The 18,613-nt window shown below is 46.9% G+C and carries 22 protein-coding genes; 8 read left to right on the top strand and 14 right to left on the bottom strand.

All coding sequences use genetic code 11. The features are described from left to right. Window positions 1-154 precede the first annotated feature (154 nt). The 5 genes from BFC18_RS06025 (at window position 155) to BFC18_RS21670 (ending at window position 3,787) form a co-directional block, all read left to right on the top strand. On the top strand, window positions 155-1,003 hold the full coding sequence (locus tag BFC18_RS06025; protein WP_070124383.1) for a DUF3014 domain-containing protein: 849 nt from the start codon (window positions 155-157) through the stop codon (window positions 1,001-1,003). A gap of 177 nt (window positions 1,004-1,180) precedes the next feature. Next, window positions 1,181-2,464, top strand: coding sequence for a metal-dependent hydrolase family protein (locus tag BFC18_RS06020; protein WP_070124382.1), 1,284 nt, complete (start codon window positions 1,181-1,183; stop codon window positions 2,462-2,464). 9 nt (window positions 2,465-2,473) lie between these two features. After that, window positions 2,474-3,058: a YqaA family protein gene (locus BFC18_RS06015; protein ID WP_070124380.1), complete on the top strand. Its 585-nt coding sequence runs from the start codon at window positions 2,474-2,476 to the stop codon at window positions 3,056-3,058. A gap of 94 nt (window positions 3,059-3,152) precedes the next feature. Further along, window positions 3,153-3,611 (top strand): hypothetical protein, encoded by a 459-nt coding sequence (locus BFC18_RS06010; RefSeq protein ID WP_070124379.1) that lies wholly within the window; start codon window positions 3,153-3,155, stop codon window positions 3,609-3,611. Next, the gene (locus BFC18_RS21670; protein WP_170826567.1) at window positions 3,611-3,787 is read left to right on the top strand and encodes a hypothetical protein; all 177 of its coding nucleotides are present in this window, start codon (window positions 3,611-3,613) and stop codon (window positions 3,785-3,787) included. Before BFC18_RS06010 ends, BFC18_RS21670 begins: the two co-directional genes overlap by 1 nt. A 29-nt stretch (window positions 3,788-3,816) precedes the next feature. Here the strand turns inward: BFC18_RS21670 and tusA are convergent, their stop codons facing one another. The 4 genes from tusA to BFC18_RS05990 form a co-directional block, all read right to left on the bottom strand. Beyond that, the gene (gene tusA / locus BFC18_RS06005) at window positions 3,817-4,071 is read right to left on the bottom strand and encodes a sulfurtransferase TusA (RefSeq protein WP_070124377.1); all 255 of its coding nucleotides are present in this window, start codon (window positions 4,069-4,071) and stop codon (window positions 3,817-3,819) included. Further along, window positions 4,061-4,702 carry an orotate phosphoribosyltransferase gene (gene pyrE, locus BFC18_RS06000; protein ID WP_070124376.1) on the bottom strand — a complete coding sequence of 214 codons (642 nt, stop codon included), beginning with the start codon at window positions 4,700-4,702 and terminating at the stop codon, window positions 4,061-4,063. The genes tusA and pyrE overlap by 11 nt, the downstream gene beginning before the upstream one ends. Before the next feature lie 9 nt (window positions 4,703-4,711). After that, a complete protein-coding gene (gene rph, locus BFC18_RS05995; protein WP_070124375.1) occupies window positions 4,712-5,425 on the bottom strand; it encodes a ribonuclease PH in 714 nt (237 codons plus the stop codon). Window positions 5,426-5,627: 202 nt separating this feature from the next. After that, window positions 5,628-7,565: a S9 family peptidase gene (locus BFC18_RS05990; RefSeq protein WP_070124373.1), complete on the bottom strand. Its 1,938-nt coding sequence runs from the start codon at window positions 7,563-7,565 to the stop codon at window positions 5,628-5,630. A gap of 258 nt (window positions 7,566-7,823) precedes the next feature. Here BFC18_RS05990 and BFC18_RS05985 point away from each other — a divergent pair, with 258 nt between their 5' ends. Beyond that, window positions 7,824-8,687, top strand: a complete 864-nt coding sequence (locus tag BFC18_RS05985; protein WP_070124372.1) for a YicC/YloC family endoribonuclease — start codon at window positions 7,824-7,826, stop codon at window positions 8,685-8,687. A 349-nt stretch (window positions 8,688-9,036) separates the two neighbouring features. On the opposite strand, the gene BFC18_RS05980 is transcribed toward BFC18_RS05985, so the two are convergent. After that, the gene (locus BFC18_RS05980) at window positions 9,037-10,041 is read right to left on the bottom strand and encodes a YecA family protein (protein ID WP_070124371.1); all 1,005 of its coding nucleotides are present in this window, start codon (window positions 10,039-10,041) and stop codon (window positions 9,037-9,039) included. 138 nt (window positions 10,042-10,179) lie between these two features. Between BFC18_RS05980 and BFC18_RS05975 the strand changes: the two genes are divergently transcribed. Then, a complete protein-coding gene (locus BFC18_RS05975) occupies window positions 10,180-10,653 on the top strand; it encodes a nuclear transport factor 2 family protein (RefSeq protein WP_070124370.1) in 474 nt (157 codons plus the stop codon). A gap of 50 nt (window positions 10,654-10,703) precedes the next feature. Here BFC18_RS05975 and BFC18_RS05970 read toward each other — a convergent pair whose 3' ends face one another. The 3 genes from BFC18_RS05970 to BFC18_RS05960 all read right to left on the bottom strand — a co-directional run bounded on the left by BFC18_RS05970 (window position 10,704) and on the right by BFC18_RS05960 (window position 13,226). After that, a complete protein-coding gene (locus BFC18_RS05970) occupies window positions 10,704-11,336 on the bottom strand; it encodes a YiaD family glycine zipper/OmpA-like lipoprotein (RefSeq protein WP_070124369.1) in 633 nt (210 codons plus the stop codon). 271 nt (window positions 11,337-11,607) lie between these two features. After that, complete coding sequence (locus BFC18_RS05965) at window positions 11,608-12,795, bottom strand: cyclic di-GMP phosphodiesterase (protein WP_070124594.1); 1,188 nt, start codon at window positions 12,793-12,795, stop codon at window positions 11,608-11,610. A gap of 86 nt (window positions 12,796-12,881) precedes the next feature. Then, window positions 12,882-13,226, bottom strand: coding sequence for an MGMT family protein (locus BFC18_RS05960; RefSeq protein WP_070124367.1), 345 nt, complete (start codon window positions 13,224-13,226; stop codon window positions 12,882-12,884). A 33-nt stretch (window positions 13,227-13,259) separates the two neighbouring features. Here BFC18_RS05960 and BFC18_RS05955 point away from each other — a divergent pair, with 33 nt between their 5' ends. Further along, on the top strand, window positions 13,260-13,877 hold the full coding sequence (locus BFC18_RS05955; RefSeq protein ID WP_070124366.1) for a tRNA-uridine aminocarboxypropyltransferase: 618 nt from the start codon (window positions 13,260-13,262) through the stop codon (window positions 13,875-13,877). Here the strand turns inward: BFC18_RS05955 and BFC18_RS05950 are convergent. From BFC18_RS05950 to atpG, 6 genes are all read right to left on the bottom strand, one after another. Then, a complete protein-coding gene (locus tag BFC18_RS05950; RefSeq protein WP_070124365.1) occupies window positions 13,848-14,813 on the bottom strand; it encodes a hypothetical protein in 966 nt (321 codons plus the stop codon). The two genes, BFC18_RS05955 and BFC18_RS05950, sit on opposite strands and share 30 nt — an antisense overlap. A gap of 134 nt (window positions 14,814-14,947) precedes the next feature. Further along, window positions 14,948-15,310, bottom strand: a complete 363-nt coding sequence (locus BFC18_RS05945; protein WP_170826566.1) for a VOC family protein — start codon at window positions 15,308-15,310, stop codon at window positions 14,948-14,950. A gap of 2 nt (window positions 15,311-15,312) precedes the next feature. Continuing rightward, window positions 15,313-15,723 (bottom strand): GFA family protein, encoded by a 411-nt coding sequence (locus tag BFC18_RS05940; RefSeq protein ID WP_070124360.1) that lies wholly within the window; start codon window positions 15,721-15,723, stop codon window positions 15,313-15,315. Between the two features lie 121 nt (window positions 15,724-15,844). Further along, window positions 15,845-16,261 carry a F0F1 ATP synthase subunit epsilon gene (locus tag BFC18_RS05935; RefSeq protein WP_070124359.1) on the bottom strand — a complete coding sequence of 139 codons (417 nt, stop codon included), beginning with the start codon at window positions 16,259-16,261 and terminating at the stop codon, window positions 15,845-15,847. A 67-nt stretch (window positions 16,262-16,328) separates the two neighbouring features. Next, on the bottom strand, window positions 16,329-17,711 hold the full coding sequence (gene atpD, locus BFC18_RS05930; RefSeq protein WP_070124358.1) for a F0F1 ATP synthase subunit beta: 1,383 nt from the start codon (window positions 17,709-17,711) through the stop codon (window positions 16,329-16,331). Window positions 17,712-17,744: 33 nt separating this feature from the next. Beyond that, window positions 17,745-18,605 carry a F0F1 ATP synthase subunit gamma gene (gene atpG / locus BFC18_RS05925; RefSeq protein WP_070124356.1) on the bottom strand — a complete coding sequence of 287 codons (861 nt, stop codon included), beginning with the start codon at window positions 18,603-18,605 and terminating at the stop codon, window positions 17,745-17,747. Window positions 18,606-18,613: the final 8 nt, after the last annotated feature.

The following is an 18,613-nucleotide window of genomic DNA, read 5'->3' as shown; positions in this document are numbered from 1 at the left end:
ATTTCGATCAAAAAGTGACGTTTTAGTGTAGAAAAGTGTTAGAAAAGAGGAATTTGCTTTTTGCAGGGAACAAATTGATCCATTGATTCTCAAAACAGTGGACACATCTCTGGTAATATTGAGATCCAGAGGGAACATTACAGGGTGAAAAGTTATGAGTGACGATTCAGAGAAGAAAACACTGGCCCCGCACTTTTTGATTATCGCAGCCATTGTTGTGGTAATTATTGCAGTTGTGCTCTGGCCCACAGAAGAGAAACCCGCTCCGGTAGCAGAGGAGCCGGTGGTAGACACACCCATCGAGCCTAATGAGCCCGTAGATTTCTCTCCAGCTCCGCCGCCAGAGCCAATGGAAATTGAGCCAACTGACGAGGTTGAGCCGATGCCTGAGCCGGTAGAAGAACCTGAGCCAGAGCCGCTTGATGTATCGGATAAAGGCGTAGAAGAAGCGCTGAATGAAATTTCCGATTCTGAAGAAGCAAATAGCCTGATCGTGAATGAAGGCTTGATCCAGCGCTTTGTTGTTACTGTGGCAAACCTCGCCAACGATGAAATGCCTGCTAGCCAGCAAATTCCGCTGACGGCGCCGGAGCAATCGTTCAAGGTTTATCGCCAAGCCGACAAAGAGTGGATCGACGCTGCCAGCTATAAGCGATATACCCCTTACGTCACAATGATGGAAAGCTTTGATAACGAAGCACTGCTTCAGTTAATGAAGCGTTATGAGGGCGAAATTCAGTCAAAATACGATGAGATTGGTCAGCCAGGTCAACCTTTTGAATCAGTATTGGTAGAAGCGATTGATCAACTGCTGGATACCCCAGAAGTGCCCGTTCCTGTGGAAGTGTATTCAGATTCGGTCGCATATAAATATGCTGATTCCCAGTTGGAAGAGTTAAGTACACCGCAAAAACAACTGTTACGTACTGGGCCTGACAACATGCGTCGCATTAAAGCGAAGCTACGTGAATTGAAGTCGCTACTGGTAGACGACGGCTTTTAATAACACCCTTCACTGATTTGAAAAACGCGGTCTCCGAAAGGGCACCGCGTTTTTTGTGCATTGAAGCAGGTGGTCAGTTGATCACTGGCGTCACGGGTCACAATTCTTTAGAGTAGATTCAATCCGTTTTAATTATGCAAAACGGCCTTTGGACAAACCTAACTAAAGATAATAACTATGAAAAAACGTTTAATGTGCCTGTCTGCACTGTTTGTACTGCAACCGTTATCGGCGAGCGCAGATACCCTCATTCATGCCGGAAAACTATTTACCGCCACCAGTGACTCGCTGCAATCCAACATGACCATTGTGATCGACGGCAATAAAATTGTTGATGTTAAAAAGGGATTCGAAAAGGGCGGGGCAGATGACACGGTTATCAATCTCAAAGATAAAACCGTGATACCGGGATTAATGGACATGCACGTTCATTTATCTTCCCAGCAAGGCCCTGGCAGCTATTTAGAGCCATTTACCCTGAGTGAAGCAGACTACGCCTTCAAAGCAGCAAATTATGCCCGCAAGACCTTAGAAGCCGGCTTTACGACCGTGCGCAACCTTGGCGACAGTTACAATGAAACCATTGCCCTGCGTAAAGCGATTGAAAAAGGGATTGCAGTAGGCCCGCGTATTTATTCAGCAGGCAAGTCTATCGCCACCACAGGCGGACATGCTGATCCGAGTAACGGCATGTCGCCGGCGCTGCGCCCAGACGTCGGCCCTGAAGACGGTGTTGTCAATGGCATTGCAGAAGCTCGCGATGCTATTCGTCAACGCTATCAGGATGGTGCTGACGTAATTAAAATTACTGCTACCGGCGGCGTACTGAGTGTGGCCAAAAGCGGTCAGAATCCACAATTTATGAACGATGAACTAAAAGCCATCGTCGACACCGCCAATGATTATGGTTTTACCGTTGCTGTGCACGCTCACGGCAAAGAAGGGATGGAGCGCGCCATCAAAGCCGGCGTTACTTCTATTGAGCACGGTACCTACATGGATGAAGAAACCATGGCGCTAATGAAAAAGCACGGCACCTGGTATGTCCCTACCATTTTGGCCGGCGAATTTGTTGCCGAAAAAGCCAAAATAGACGGCTATTTTCCTGAGCTGGTTCGCCCTAAAGCGGCTTCTATCGGTCCGTTGATCCAAAAGACCTTCGGTCGTGCGTATAAAGCAGGTGTAAACATCGCTTTTGGCACTGACAGCGGTGTATCTGCCCACGGTGATAATGCGCAGGAGTTCGCGCTTATGGTTGAGGCCGGTATGCCAGCAGCAGAAGCGTTGAAGAGCGCAACGATCGCACCGGCAAAAATGCTGGGGATCAACGACCAGTCTGGCTCAATCGAAAAGGGCAAGCTGGCAGATATCATTGCCGTTGAAGGTAACCCACTTGAGAATATTCAGGTGATGGAGAAGGTTGTTTTCGTCATGAAGGATGGGGCAATCTTCAAACAATAGAAGAAGATAATGCCCATAACCAAGAAGTTAAAACACAGCACCAAAAAGATGGTGAATTCGAAACACATGCTGAAAGGGATCACCCTGGCATCCTTTCTTGAATCCACCATCGTTCCTATTCCTCTTGAAGCTATCCTGATCCCGATGATGCAGGCCCGCAGAGAAAAACTGTGGGCCATAGCACTAGTCTCGACTCTAGGCTGTGTTCTCGGTGCCCTGTTTGGATATGCACTTGGCTATTACCTGTTTGATTTGGTGGGCGATTGGGTTATTCAAACGTTATCCAGCCCAGAACAATTTGACAGCGTTTCCAGCAAAATGGAAAGCCAGGGCTTCTGGTTCGTCATGACACTGGGCATTGCGCCAATACCGTTTCAGATAGCCATGTTAGCAGCGGGCGCAACCAAATATTCACTGCTACTCTTTTTATTGGCAACAGTGATCGCACGCTCGCTACGTTATTTTGGGCTGGCTGCTGTTGTGTACTTCGCAGGCGATAAAGCCGAGTCGCTGATCAGACGATACAAAACTAAAGCAATTATTGCGTTAACCATATTGGTCGTGCTGATTTGGTATATCACAACATTGTTCTGAATAAGCGCTGAGCGAAGCAAACAAAATAGTAGTGAACTTTTTATTTGATAATAGTTCTCATTTGCATTACTTTAAATAAAAAGGAGGTGCGACAATGAAAACAAACTATCTTTGTCCGGTTTACTGGAAATGGCTTCAGATGCATCCCGAGCACGCCAGGGAACACTTTACGCAAACCAGTCAGACCGCTCTGGAGAAAGCTCGCTCAGGGGAAATGGAAACGGCCTGTCAGACAGCGGGAGAAGCTTTCGAAATGGCTCAGGCTGTGATGTTGTCTATTCAGGTTTCAGACAGTCACACCAATGCAAAACACAATGACTTATTGGCCTATGGCGCTGCCGCTATTCAACTGGCCCGTACGCATGCCGCGTCTGGCAATATTAACGAAGCGGTCGTTTGCCTTGATAGCGCCGCACAACAAATTCATGCACTCGCCCCCTTATTTGCCGCTGAGCCCGATATGCTGTCACACCTCAAGCAAATCAGCTATTCACTGCAACAAGGACTGGCGTTTTATCAGCGACAAACATTAGCATCACAGGTATTGCACTGATGCCGCCCGCTTCTGCTGCCACGCCGACAACCATTACGCTGGAAGTCGATATTAGCCTATTGAAACAAATGCTGCGCCAGCAGACACTGCATATCAGCGATGTCAGGTGCAGTTCACATCAGGATAAAATTCGCCTGCAGCAATTATTGCTGCAGGCAATGACTGAGGTTAATTAACCCGTAATAGGGCGCAGTAGAATGAGGGATTACACCCCTTTGCGGATCAGAAACTGATAGGGCAGAGTTTCTGTCTGGCTTGCCACCAGCGTATGCTGCATGAAGCGACAGAAGCCAGGAATATCCCGCTCCGTTGCCGGATCATCAGCCGTTATCAACACCGTTTCACCGTCTGTCATTTTACGTACTTTCAGGCGTACCATCATGACGGGCTCCGGACAACGTAAGCCCAGTGCATCCAGTTCATGATCAGCGTTGGCAAAAGACGGGTTATCAGATGCCATAAGTCTCACGGTATTTACGGATAGAGTCCATGTGTTCTGCATGCTCACCGGTTTCTTCCAGATACGCGATCACGTCACCAAGAGAAACGATAGACACCACAGCAGTACCGAAATCACGCTCGACTTCCTGAATGGCAGACAGTTCGCCCTTACCCCGTTCCTGACGGTCCAGGGCAATCAGCACGCCAGCCAGCGTTGCGCCGTTTTTGGCAATCAGCTCCATAGATTCACGAATAGCCGTACCCGCGGTGATCACATCGTCTACCAGCATAATTCGACCTTCCAGCGGGCTACCTACCAGATTGCCACCTTCACCGTGATCTTTGGCTTCTTTACGGTTAAAGCAGTAAGGCACATCCATATCATGATGATCAGCTAACGCAACCGCAGTAGTTGTGGCAATAGGAATGCCTTTGTAAGCCGGGCCAAACAGCACATCAAAAGCAATATTGGAATCGGCCAACGCTGCGGCATAGTAACGACCCAGCTTCGCCAGATCGCCACCTTTGTTAAACAAACCGGCGTTAAAGAAATACGGGCTGGTGCGGCCTGATTTTAAAGTGAACTCGCCAAATTTCAGTACGCCACGGGCAATGGCAAATTCAATAAATTCACGCTTAAACGCTTTCATGATGTCTCCTTACGCCAGTGCAGCTTTTTGCACGTCGAACAGTTCACGCAGACCATGCTTAGCAATATCCAGCATTTCGTTCATTTCTTCGAAGGAGAACGGTTCGCCTTCGGCAGTGCCCTGAATTTCAATCAGCTTGCCGGTTTCGGTCATCACAACGTTCATATCGGTTTCTGCCGCTGAATCCTCGGTGTATTCCAAATCGGCAATCGGCGTACCTTTATAAATACCCACAGACAACGCCGCCACCATAAATTTCAATGGGTTTGTTTTGATAATGCCTTTGGCACGCATGTGAGTAAGCGCATCAACCAGCGCCACACAGGCACCGGTAATCGATGCAGTACGGGTACCGCCGTCAGCCTGAATCACATCACAGTCCAGCGTAATGGTATTTTCGCCCAGCAGCTTCAGATCCAGCGCTGCACGCAGAGAACGCGCGATAAGACGCTGGATCTCCAACGTTCTACCACCTTGCTTACCGCGAGCCGCTTCACGCTGACTACGGGTATGGGTAGCGCGAGGCAGCATGCTGTATTCAGCCGTTACCCAGCCTTTTCCCTGACCTTTCATGAAACGGGGAACCCCTTCTTCCACAGTAGCAGTACACAGCACTTTGGTGTTGCCGAATTCCACCAGCACCGAGCCTTCCGCATGGCAGGTATAGTTGCGGGTAATAGTAACGGGACGGATCTGACTGGCGGTTCTGCCACTTGGACGCATAGGGATCTCCTGATATAGGCTTGGGACGCAATAAATAAGCGGGGATTATAGCTTACTTAGCAGGGTAAGTTGAACGGGAGTTTAGGCTTTGTTGATGATTCAAAGTGCAGTTTGTTTAAATTCCCCTAAAAAACAAAAGACCCCCAGTCATTGGCATATCCAACGGCTGGGGGTCACTTTACACTTTATGGTTCACTAAACGTTATTCAAGGTTCTCCGCCAGGAAACTGGCAACGACATTGAAGTATTCCGCACGGTTCTTATCATCATAGAATCCGTGCGTCTCATCCTCTTTAATAAACCAGCGATACGGCTTACCGGCTTTGTCCATCGCATTTCTTAATCGTACTGCGTGTTCATAGGGTGCACGGCGGTCCTTTTTGCCGTGGGCAATTAATACCGGCCCTTTCAATTTATCTACGTGATAATTTGGAGAAAATTTTATCCGCTGCTCACGGTCCGTACCAAGGAATTTCTCCAGAGTATCAGTACCAAAGAAGACATCGGTTGTGTCACCTTCAGTAAACATTAAATTCATGTCGTAGACGCCGGCAGTAGCCACCGAACATTTAAACAAATCCGGAGCAAGCTCTGCCGCCATGACTGCAGAATAGCCACCAAAGCTGGCACCCATGATACAGATATTGTCGGCATCGATATTACCCTGGTCTACTAACCATTGTGTGCCGTCGATGATGTCGTGCATGATCAAGTCGCCCCAGTGCTGGTAGCCGCTCTCCATATAAGCCCTGCCATAGCCACCGGAGCCCCGGAAATTTACCTGCAAAACAGCATACCCCTGACCAGCGAGCATCTGGACTTCCTGATAGAATGCCCAGGCATCGCGAGGACCGTGGGGGCCACCGTGTACCAGCGTGACCAGTGGCACCTTTTCACCTTTTTTCATGGTAACTGGATAGGTCACGTAAGCCGGGATCTTTTCACCATCTCTTGCATCGAAAGTGACGGGTTTCATTTCAGACAAATCATCTACTGCAATATGTGACATGTTGGCAAGAAGCTGAGTGAGACTGTTTTTCTCAGCGTCAAACATATACCAGGTACCAGCATCAATATCGCTACTCGCATGAATTACCCACTTCTTGTTGTCTTTTGTTTTGCTGGTGATGTTCAGACGGTAGCCAGGCAGAGCCTGTAATAAGGATTTAAACAGTTTTGCTTCTTCACCCGCATCACCGAACACCACATAAGACGGATAACCACTTTCAACTCTCACCGCGTAAACCGCAGTGCCATCCGAAGTAAGAGAAACATCACTCAGGTCGACTGTAGGGTCGGTGTAAATGCTCTTTCTTTCAAAGGTGTCGAGATTCAGGCTGAACAGACCAATTTTGTCCTGCTGGTAGTTATCAAAAAAGACCGCATTCTTACCATCTTCACTTAAGCCAACAATGCCAAATTCAGTGCCGTAATTACTAGACACTTCTTCCCAGTCATTTGAATCTTTTGCTTTTCTGAATATTTGCGAATTACCATTGTCATCGACGCCCGAAGCCATCAGAACATTACCGGCTTTATCGGTATAAACTGATGCGAGCTTTGTAGGTGCACGTATTACTCTCGGACTTAGTTTGCCGGTATAAACGTTAAGCTTATGAACTTCTGCAAGACTGCCGCCATCCCGGGAGAATGGTTGTGATGAAACAAGAATATTATCGTGATCATCCGGTAATAAATTGATGATCCTTCCACCAGCCATATCCGCGTTTGTTTGCCGGGCTTTAATACCGCCTCGCCGGGCCTTGGTATATCCGAAGATAATTTCCCCATCGGAACCGTCGTAGTTCAGTGCGTAAATTTCACCATGACTCATTGACTCAGCTTGCTTTTCTTCAGTACGCAGAAGCGTCATTACCAGGCGTTCTTCATTCGCCCAATAAACCGTACCAATCTCGGCATCCTGACCGAGGTTAGTGCCACCCACTACCGAAAAATCTTTCATGGCTAATACGGCAAGATTACGTTTTCCGTTTTTAATGTAAACGACGGCGAGGTGTTTGCCATCTGGGGATATATCGGCGTCGCGATATTGAGGAGCCTGAGCTATTTCTTCGAGGGTGAATTTAGCAGAGCTGCTAAATGATATGGCTAAGCAAAAGGCAAAAAGTAAACTGCGCATACTAATACTTTCCTTGTATTTAACTTTTTTGAATTTCGTTTGTCTAAACAGTGTAAAAGATTAGTGTAGCTGCGTTGTAAAATCAATTTACGAAACATTTAGATACACTGTTTAGCGCATGACTCAGTTGTGACCACAAACAGTGTTTACAAATTAACAATGCTATTATGCGTCATGTTGATAATTGGGCATACTGTCTAAAAGTCGCGTATGATCGTTTACACAAACAATAGTGAGCCTCTGGGAGAGTGCATTTTTATGATTTACAGCATGACCGCTTTTGCCCGTTCTGAAGTCAAAAAAGACTGGGGTACTGCAGTATGGGAGATCCGTTCGGTTAACCAGCGTTTTCTGGAAACATATTTTCGCTTACCAGAGCAGTTTCGCGCACTGGAGCCGGTGCTCCGAGAGCGATTCCGCAAACGTCTTCAGCGCGGCAAAGTAGAGTGTGCACTGCGTTTCAATGCAAACGATGCAGCCGTAACTAAACTCAACCTCAACGAAGCATTGGCAAAGGAAGTGATGCATGCGGCAGATTGGGTGCAGTCACATGGTCAGTCTACCGGCGTTAATCCTTTAGATATATTACGCTGGCCTGGTGTCATTGCCGCAGAAGAAGCCGATATGGACGCCATTCAGGCAGACATCCTTGCTGCGTTTGATACTACGCTGACTCAGTTCATAGAAGCCCGCGCCAGCGAAGGTGATGCGCTTAAAACAATGATTGAACAACGTCTTGATGCCATTGAGTCTGAAGCCGCTACAGTGAGCGAAAAGATGCCTGCCATTGTGGAATGGCAACGTGAAAAAATTCTGTCTCGCTTCGAAGAAGCCAAGGTAGAGTTGGATCCAACTCGCATTGAACAAGAAATGGTGATGCTGGCACAAAAAGTTGATGTTGCCGAAGAGCTCGATCGCCTCAATGCTCACGTGAAAGAAACCCGCAATATTCTCAAAAAAGGTGGCGCCTGCGGCCGTCGTCTCGACTTCATGATGCAGGAATTTAACCGCGAATCGAATACATTAGGGTCAAAGTCGATTAACTCCGAAATCACCCAGTCTGCGGTTGAATTGAAGGTATTGATTGAGCAGATGAGAGAGCAGATCCAGAATATTGAGTAAAAAAAATGGCTGAGCCTGCCTCAGCCTACTTTCTTCATCAAAAAGTATGCATTCCGCCGGTTTCCGACTTTCTCTATCGTCATATTTATAAATCAGGGCTTCAAATGTATGCCTAGAAAATTGAAGCCGCGGCCTCAATAGACTGGAAAAACCTACGACTTATCTCCCCATATAATTTCGCAAGATAAATCACCCAAATCGGTGATGTATTGGTTCACAGGTAACGAATACATCTAAAGTCACCACTAACGGTGAATAAACTTATCGTTGGCCTGATTTAAACGAAATACGAACTCTCTCGAATGTAGTTAATAACGAGTGGGTGAAACAGCAATGCCAGATGACCTTGCTATGGACTTACAGAGAACTGAAAAGTTTGTGTGAGTAAAGGTTGCACATTAACCACTCTGGCTACGGGATCAGCATTTATATAACGTCTCGAATCAATGGTTACAAATCCCCAAAACTGTAAAAATCGCTCCAGAAATCGAGTCTCGATAAGTCTGCTTATATTTTCTTCTGGCGAAAAATAATCGTCCGCTGGTAATGCCAGTAGTAAATCTGGGAATGCTGTCAGGACTTCTTCAATCAACCGATCCACACGCTTGTGGCTTTGAATACGCCACAGCATAAACACCCAAAATGTTCGCAAGTCGACATCAAACTCAAAACCGTCCAAATATCCCCAGTTATATTTGCTAATGGTAGCCTCTAACATGGGTTTAAAAAATGCTTGTATACCTAACGTCTGAAACTGTTTTTGCGCTGATTTTTTTACATGATAGCGGCCACTTCGTCGATAGATAATACCGCTAATTTCAGCAAGCACTCGCGTATAGTGCAGGGCATTAAACTTGTCTTCGTTACTACCTGCAAACTCACTGATGCTTATATGACGTTCGAATTGCGCAACAGGAAACTCAGCCAATAAATCACTGGCCTGCTTGACTAATTTGGTCGGCAAATTGCCTTTACTTGTTGCTTTGAAGGACCCCTCTTGCGCCATAGCTTCATCGAGAATGAGAGCTAAGTAGCGCATTACCGGGCTGGTGGAAAGATCATCTGGCGTATTAATTGTTACCCACTGCAACTCATCAAAAGGCGCGTAAAGCCAATTAGCCATCTGCGTTGGTGTTACACCACAAAAATCAGCGTTAGGTTGGTTATTTCGATCCAACATCTTTTTTTGCAAAACCGTATTGAGTTCATCGAGGCTTAAATTAGGATTCATTGCCAACATGGATTCAACGTCATCCATAACTTGAGCATGCTGCTTGGAAGTACTGTCCATGCAACAACGTTTAAATTTTTTCCCGCTTCCGCAATAACAAGGATCGTTTCGGCCGATTTTCATTGTTTTCCCTTCTTGCTGTTACAGAGTAATAGCTGCATTTTCCTGCTTGCGCTGTGCATATGCAATCAACCAATACGAGAATATAAAAAATGCGCTTCTAAGGTTAAGATGATGCTTTAACGAGTTACAGGGAAAGTTATGAAACACCTTCTACTATGCAGCTTAATCGTTTTCTGCTCATCCGCTATTGCATCGACACCTAGCGAGAAGGCAGTAGCAACAGTTCTTGATAAACTTCATCAATCAGCGGCTTCCGCCAGCTATGAAGACTATTTCAGCACCTTCGCGACTGACGGCGTTTTCATCGGTACCGATGCCTCTGAAACCTGGACGGTGAGTGAATTCAAAGCGTATGCAAAGCCTTATTTTGATCAGGGCAGGGGCTGGACATATACGCCCACAGCTCGTCATGTGTATTTTTCACAATCAGGGGATGTCGCCTGGTTTGATGAAATGTTGGATAGCCAGAGTTACGGTGTGACTAGAGGAACCGGGGTACTTGAGAAAAGAGACGGTAAATGGCTGGTAACACAGTATCATCTTACCATTCCACTCCCCAATGAATTGGTAGATGACGTGGTAAAGCAAATTCAAGCAACCGCGCAGCATTAGCAGCGTTATAAAGGGAGCAGTGGTGCTCCCTTTCTTGACCAGCAGACAGATTAATTTGTCAGCGGTTGGATTTTCAGTTCTACACGGCGGTTCATCTGACGATTTTCAGCAGATGTATTTGGCACTTTGGGCTGATATTCGCCCAGCCCTACCGTTGTCACCCGGGTCGGATTTACATTAAACGTGACCAATAGGTTTTTCACTGACTGTGCGCGACGCTCAGATAAGGTCTGATTGTAAGAATCAGCACCGGTATCGTCGGTGTGACCTTCAATCATCAATACCGTTTTCTCGTAATTGTTCACAACCTTGGCAACGTCCTGCAAAACAGGGTTGAAGTTCGGACTGATAGACGCGCTGTTAGTGGCGAACGTAATGTCACCCGGCATGATAAGGCGTAGGTTATCGCCTTCACGTACTACCTGAACGCCGGTGTCAGCCAGTTGCTCACGCATTTCTTCTTCCTGACGATCCATGTAGTTACCGATCGCACCACCCGCAATGGCGCCTACCACGGCACCCCAGGCGTACCGACTTTTATCATTGTCGCCCGTGGCTTTACCCAGCAAAGCACCGACTACCGCGCCAATACCAGCACCTTTTTGTGTATTGTTTGGACTGGTTGCACAACCGCCAACCGCGAGTGCGGCGCTAATTAATCCTACTGCGAATACTTTTTTCATCATGTCCCTCTTAAGGTTCTACTTCTGTATCGGGTCTGCTTCTTATTTAGCAGTGATTACAACGGATAAAACAGCAATTCCTGTTCCAGTCGCTAATATGTGGGCAGATTAGTGCTAAGCGGATGAATACACGCTGAACAGCGCGGCAATACGATAAAGTTAACAAATGAAATTAAATGTTGAAGATCACTTCTAGCCGGTAAATATTTCCCGGTAAGTGTATGAAATAGGCAACGGTACTATGAGGATTCGATTCCAGGAGGACACAGCGTTACGGCGCGATGCTCTGGTTAAAGAACTCGTTAAAGTTAATCTTGTAGTCGCTGGCTCTCACTGCTTTAACGATCGTGATTCTTGTATCAGCTTCCAGATCGACATCTTTTGGTGTGATGTAATGCCCACCTTTCGTGGAATAGAATTGTTTTACTTTCGGCGTTAACGGCGAATCGTTTTGTGCCAACACCATGGCGAGTTTGTCGTTAGATAACAGCACCAAACTACCTACCGGGTAAACACCCATGCACTTGATGAACTGTTGAACCAATCCCTTATCCAGTTTATGAGGACTCTCACTGATAAGAATTTGAAAAGCGCGCTGGCTCGGCATGCCCGCTTTATAACAACGATCAGCGGTGAGCGCATCGTACATATCTGCTATGGCCAACATCCGCCCGGCATGACTTATGCCGTTACTGGCAGTGCCTGCAGGATAACCACCGCCATCGAGGCGTTCATGGTGTTCGCTGACGGTTCGAATAAGCGCCGCATTAAGATTAACTTCTTCTAATGCCTCAACACCAAACTGCACATGTTTCTTCATCACATCCATTTCCTGGTCGGTCAACCTGCCAGGCTTATGAAGTATGTCATCAGGAATTCGAATTTTTCCCATATCGTGAAGAAAACCGGCGTACGCCAGCTCTTGGACTTCGTCGTCGTTCATGCCAACGAAACGAGCAAAGTTGGCCAGAATAATCGCCACATTCAATGAGTGCTCGAGAAGATAATCATCTTTCTCGCGAATACGGGTAAGGCAAAGCAGCGCATCAGGGTTTCGCTCGACAGACGCAACCAGTTTGTGAGAGAACTCGCTGGGGATACGATCATCGAATGGCAGTCCTTTCTCAACAGCCTGAAGCAACGTATGCTGAATTTTTTTACCTTGCTTATACAGACTTTCGGCATTGATCAATTCACTGGCAAAACTTGTCTTGGCGGCTTTTCGCGTATTGGCAGGGGCTTCTTGTACTGCTGTGGGAATAGGGGTCCCGTTTCGCGGATCGAACTGTTTAGATAAATCAATACGGAGCTTGAGTACCCCTCTGGCACGTAACGAATCCACCACGGCTTCACTGGCTACCCGCCCCTGACTTTTAATCTTTACCTTGCCTGACTGCTCAGTAATTTCATGAACAAACATACCGGGGGTTAATTCGTTGATTGTAATTGTTTTTATCACGGTATTAGTCACTTCAATTTACACCAGGTTCTACGCATAATATTGGTTCCGGCACACATTGACACGTTAACTCTGCAAGTTTGTATTCAATATTTCAATGCACTAAGTATAGTTGCCATATCAGGTTGCCATCGGTAATCCGCCAGCGAAACGCGGTTATTTTTAACGCACACGCCTTCGGCGATTAATATTTGTCGCTGTTCTTCGGCTTTGGGGGAACCGCTGGGAAACGCAATTTTTCCATCTGCCCTGAGCACCCTTTGCCACGGCACTTCAGCACCATCGAATTCACTTCTTAGCGAACTGCCGACTAGCCGGGCTCGACCGGGCAAACCCGCAAGATCGGCAATTTGTCCGTAAGTCGCTACTTTCCCTGCAGGAATGACCATGACAGTTTCGAGAATTTGCCTCGTTTTATCAATTTCAGCCATAATAACCCCTTCTTCGGCAATCCTGAGTTATTCATGCGTTTCTATTGTTCAGACTGTGGCTATCCTAGTAAAACCTGTGTTTGCCAAGCAGTAGAAACGCTTCACTCAGATGTTCATTTTCTCATCATTCAGCATAAGAAAGAAGCAATACACGCAAAGAATACCGCCCGATTAGTGTGTCTTACACTACCTGAGACTAGAATTATTGTTTCCGGCACTGAGCGATTAAATCAACAAGTTACCGATTATCTGCAACAGTATCAATCACCTGCAGTTATTTATCCGTCTGAAGGCAGCGTAGCGATTGAATCCTTAGAGGCAAAGCCGGTGCGCGAACACGATTTGTTCATATTGCTCGATGGGAGCTGGAAGCAGGCTTTTGGTATGTGGAAAACACTGCAGCAGTTGCATACGCTGCCACAGTATCATTTTGATAGTGCACCGCCGAGTGAGTACGAAATAAGACACACAAAATTTGATAAGAGTCTTTCAACGCTGGAGGCCGTCGCATACACCCTGACTAACACATGCGAGAGCTCTGCTGCACCGTTACATCGTCTTCAGCAAAAATTTCAGTCGTTTTGGCAAAGTCCCCAGGCACATCGCCGCAACAGCGAGGTTTCAACCAACAAGGTGCTCAAGGTACAGTAACGCCATCCACGAGGCAGGTACCAACATCACTACACTAATTAGTCGCTTAGCCAGCTCGAAAGGAACAGGCGACGCTGAGATATTTTCTACCTCTTCAATTTCCCTTTCCAGTGTATGACGACGTTCTGCTTCAAGCTTATTGTGTTGCTCTACTTTATGGATGGCGACTAAGCCAACGGTGAGTTTATCGATAACCTGCTGCTTTTGCGTACTAATTAAACCCACAATTCGGTAGGCGGGCATGAACAAATAGGCAATCAGTGACAACGAGAAGATGGTGACGATGAACATGTCTATGGCTGGAATTTGCGTGTTAAACCAGAATACAGGAATGATAACCAGCGCAATAAGGCCAAAAAGTGTATTTTCCACTGAAAGAGATGAGATACGTCTAAGTGCTTTGAGCTCACCGCTGGTGGTGATGATCTTAGTAATGAAGTGTCGTGTTATATATTGCGTCGATGACACCATTTGAAATAAGAATAACCAGAAGAAGAACCAGAATGGCACAGCAATGAGATCGAGTACCAGCACTTGGGCATTAAGATCGAACGCTACCAACTCTTCGGAAATAATATAAACAACCGTTACCGAAACGGCCAGCGTAGCGGATGTAATAATTTGCTGGCGTAACTTAGAAGCTAGTCTGGCTCGATGTTGTGCAAATAGGCTCAGCGCGTTCTTATCCAGCAAATAGCTCATGATTGCACTGGCCATTTGTTGCTGCTGAACCCGAAGGCTGATCCAAAAGAAACTGGTTAACAACGGCATGCCGACGGCCGCGTTAAAATCTCGCTGGCCTCGCGCGTCGCTTATTGTTTGTAAATCCAGTGCACCGGTGAAATAGTTAATGACGCAGCAAATGAAAAAGTAGCTAAGCGGCATTCGCCAGAACGACGAGGCAGAAGAAGAAGGATAGTTGTAGTGTGTTGTCATAGGGCCTTCACGAAACCAATCAGTAAAGTCCTTCCCACTGCGTTGTTGGTATTACTTATTATTATTTTTGGCGTAGTTTAATTAAGCCATCGTTTAATGCAATAGCCATAAAGTGCTAGATAAACCTATATCAATTACTTATCAGTATAACAGTCTGACCAGACAGCAAACTCGCTGCCGCCAGGCTCGGTGAAGTGAAAGCGATGGCCTCCGGGAAAAGCGAATATGTCTTTTACAATGGTTCCACCGGCCGCAATAATTTCACTTTCAATAGCGCTGAGATCATCACTGAAAAATACCGTTAGTGCGGCCCCGCTCGCGGTATCGCTGATCGCTTCACTCTGATAGAAGCCACCGTCGACATTCTCCAGTGAAAACGCACAGTACATCTCACCGTAATCAACAAACTCCCAGCCGAATACCTGTTTAAAGAATGCCTTGGATTTTGCGATGGAACGGGTAGGGTATTCGAGATACTGCAGCGATTTTGATTTCATGCTTATTCGCCCTTTTCCATTGAAGCGATAAACTCCGCGCCGGTCATTTTTATACTGTCGGCATCCAGCGCATAGTAACTGCCTTTTTCATCAGTAAATATTTCACTTTCCAGCTTGAGAGAATTGTCATTGAAGATACCCGCTGGTATGAAGTAGGCGCCGCTCTCCACATGCTGGAAAAACAGGTGGGTACCACAACGGTGACAGAAGCCTCGCTCACCCCACGCAGAGGACGCGAAACGGGTAATTGCGTCTTCGCCTTTGAACGTTACTGATGTACCACAATGAGCGGCGTAGAATGGCCCTCCGCTCCATTTACGACACATTGAACAATGACAGGCGCCGACGCCTTCTTCAACCTGTGAAGCATGAACTTCGACTTCACCGCACAGACAACTTCCTGATTTTGACATATCGGTTCTCCGGGGATTCCTTGCTGGTTAAATATACAGTAACGCTATTTGCGTCGTATTGGCAAGCCACAGAAAACAAAAAACCCGGCATAAGCCGGGTTTTTTAAAAGTAGCTGAATAATTACTTACGCAGTTTCTGAATCAGGCGTAATTGAGCAATGGCTTCTGCCAGCTCTTGTGCCGCTTCTGCATAGTTGAAATCAGCGCCTGGGTTGGCGATGTGCTCCTCAGCACGACGTTTCGCTTCTTCCGCTGCCTGTTCGTCCAGATCATCTGCACGTACCGCTGCGTCAGCGAGAACAGTCACAGTGCCGGGTTGTACTTCAAGTACGCCACCAGCAACATAAATCAACTCTTCTTCGCCGTGCTGCTTAACCAAACGCACCATACCAGGTTTAATTGCAGTAATAAGTGGCGCGTGACCTGGGTGGATACCCAATTCACCTTCACTTCCTGTTACCTGTAATGTTTCAACCAGACCAGAGAAAATCTCTTTTTCTGCGCTTACTACATCCAGATGAACGGTCATAGCTGCCATTGTAAACTCCTTAGTAAGGAACGTGAATCAAACGCAGGCAGGTATTAATACCTGCCTGGCTTCACTCTTATTTCTTGGCTTTTTCCAACGCTTCGTCGATAGAACCAACCATGTAGAAAGCCTGTTCTGGCAAGTGATCGTATTCACCTTCCAGAATGCCTTTAAAGCCACTGATAGTGTCTTTCAGAGAAACGTACTTACCAGGAGAGCCGGTGAATACTTCTGCTACGAAGAATGGCTGAGACAGGAAACGCTGAATTTTACGAGCACGTGTTACCACAAGCTTGTCTTCATCAGACAGTTCGTCCATACCCAGAATCGCGATGATATCTTTCAGCTCTTTATAGCGCTGAAGTACGGTTTGAACGCCACGCGCTGTGTCGTAGTGTTCCTGACCGATTACCAGAGGATCCAGCTGACGTGAAGTCGAATCCAGTGGGTCTACCGCAGGGTAAATACCTAGAGACGCGATATCACGAGACAGTACTACCGTTGCATCTAAGTGAGCAAAGGTGGTAGCTGGTGATGGGTCAGTCAAGTCATCGGCTGGTACGTATACCGCCTGAATAGACGTGATTGAACCCGTCTTGGTTGATGCGATACGTTCCTGCAGAACACCCATCTCTTCAGCCAGGGTAGGCTGATAACCTACTGCTGAAGGCATACGACCTAACAGTGCTGATACCTCAGTACCTGCCAGGGTATAACGGTAGATGTTATCTACGAAGAACAGAACGTCACGACCTTCGTCACGGAACTTCTCTGCCATCGTCAGACCAGTCAGAGCAACACGCAGACGGTTACCCGGTGGCTCGTTCATCTGACCGTATACCAGAGATACTTTGTCCAGTACGTTAGATTCGTTCATTTCGTGATAGAAGTCGTTACCCTCACGAGTACGCTCACCAACACCGGCGAATACAGAGAAACCACTGTGCTCGATTGCGATGTTACGGATAAGCTCCATCATGTTTACGGTTTTACCTACACCGGCACCACCGAACAGACCAACTTTACCACCTTTCGCGAATGGACATACCAGGTCGATAACCTTGATGCCTGTCTCAAGCAGTTCAACTGCACTTGACTGATCTTCGTAGCTTGGCGCTGCGCGGTGAATAGACATACGCTCTTCTTCACCGATTGGGCCCGCTTCGTCGATTGGATTACCTAACACGTCCATGATACGACCCAGAGTGGATGTACCAACCGGAACCATGATAGGTGCTTCAGTGTTTTCTACTGCCAGGCCACGACGTAGCCCGTCTGTGGTACCCAGAGCGATGGAACGAACTACGCCACCGCCTAATTGCTGTTGCACTTCCAGGGTTAGCCCGGATAAGTCACCTTCGGTAACTTTCAGTGCGTCATATACTCTTGGTACCGCATCTTGTGGAAACTCGATGTCCACAACGGCGCCAATGATTTGGACGACCTTACCTTGACTCATAATTTGTCCTCGTTATCTCTTCTAAACCTTTGCCTACACCGCTGCGGCGCCGGATACAATCTCACTGATTTCCTGTGTGATTGCAGCCTGACGAGCCTTGTTGTATATCAGTTGCAGATCATCGATAAGGTTGCCGGCGTTATCTGTTGCCGCTTTCATTGCTACCATTCGAGCTGCTTGTTCTGATGCTGCGTTTTCCACAACACCCTGATATACCTGGGATTCAATGTAACGAACCATTAAGGATTCCAGAATTTCTTTTGGATCCGGCTCGTAAATGTAATCCCAACGATGCTTCAGTGTTTCATCTTCTGACTTTGGCAAAGGCAATAATTGATTCATCACAGGCTTCTGCGTCATGGTGTTAACGAAGTCGTTGTAAACCAGATAAATCTTATCCAGTGAACCTTCGTCGTAGGCGCGTAGCATTACACGAACCACACCAACTACATCGCTGACTGAAGGGGCATCGCCTAAACCGGTTTCTGCGGCAAGTAGCTTACCACCAAAACGATTAAAGAATGCACAAGCCTTCGAGCCTAATGCCGCAAAATCTACTTCAACACCCTTGTCGCGGTATTCACGCACTTTCTGGGTGACCAGCTTGAATTCGTTAGTATTCAAGCCACCGCATAAACCGCGGTCGGTAGAAATCACGATAAAGCCAACCCGTTTCTCATCACGCTCTTCTAAATAAGGGTGACGATACTCAAGGTTACCGTTAGCAATGTGACCAATCACTTTTAGCATGCTTTGCGCGTATGGACGGCCGTGGGCCATACGTTCCTGCGCCTTTTTCATCTTCGACGCAGCAACCATTTCCATCGCACTGGTAATCTTTTGAGTATTTTTGATACTCCCAATTTTACCTTTAATCTCTTTACCGCTGGCCATGATTATCT

The organism is Alteromonas confluentis (assembly GCF_001757105.1).
GTDB classification, from domain to species: domain Bacteria; phylum Pseudomonadota; class Gammaproteobacteria; order Enterobacterales; family Alteromonadaceae; genus Alteromonas; species Alteromonas confluentis.
This window is presented reverse-complemented; position numbering and strand designations above follow the sequence as displayed.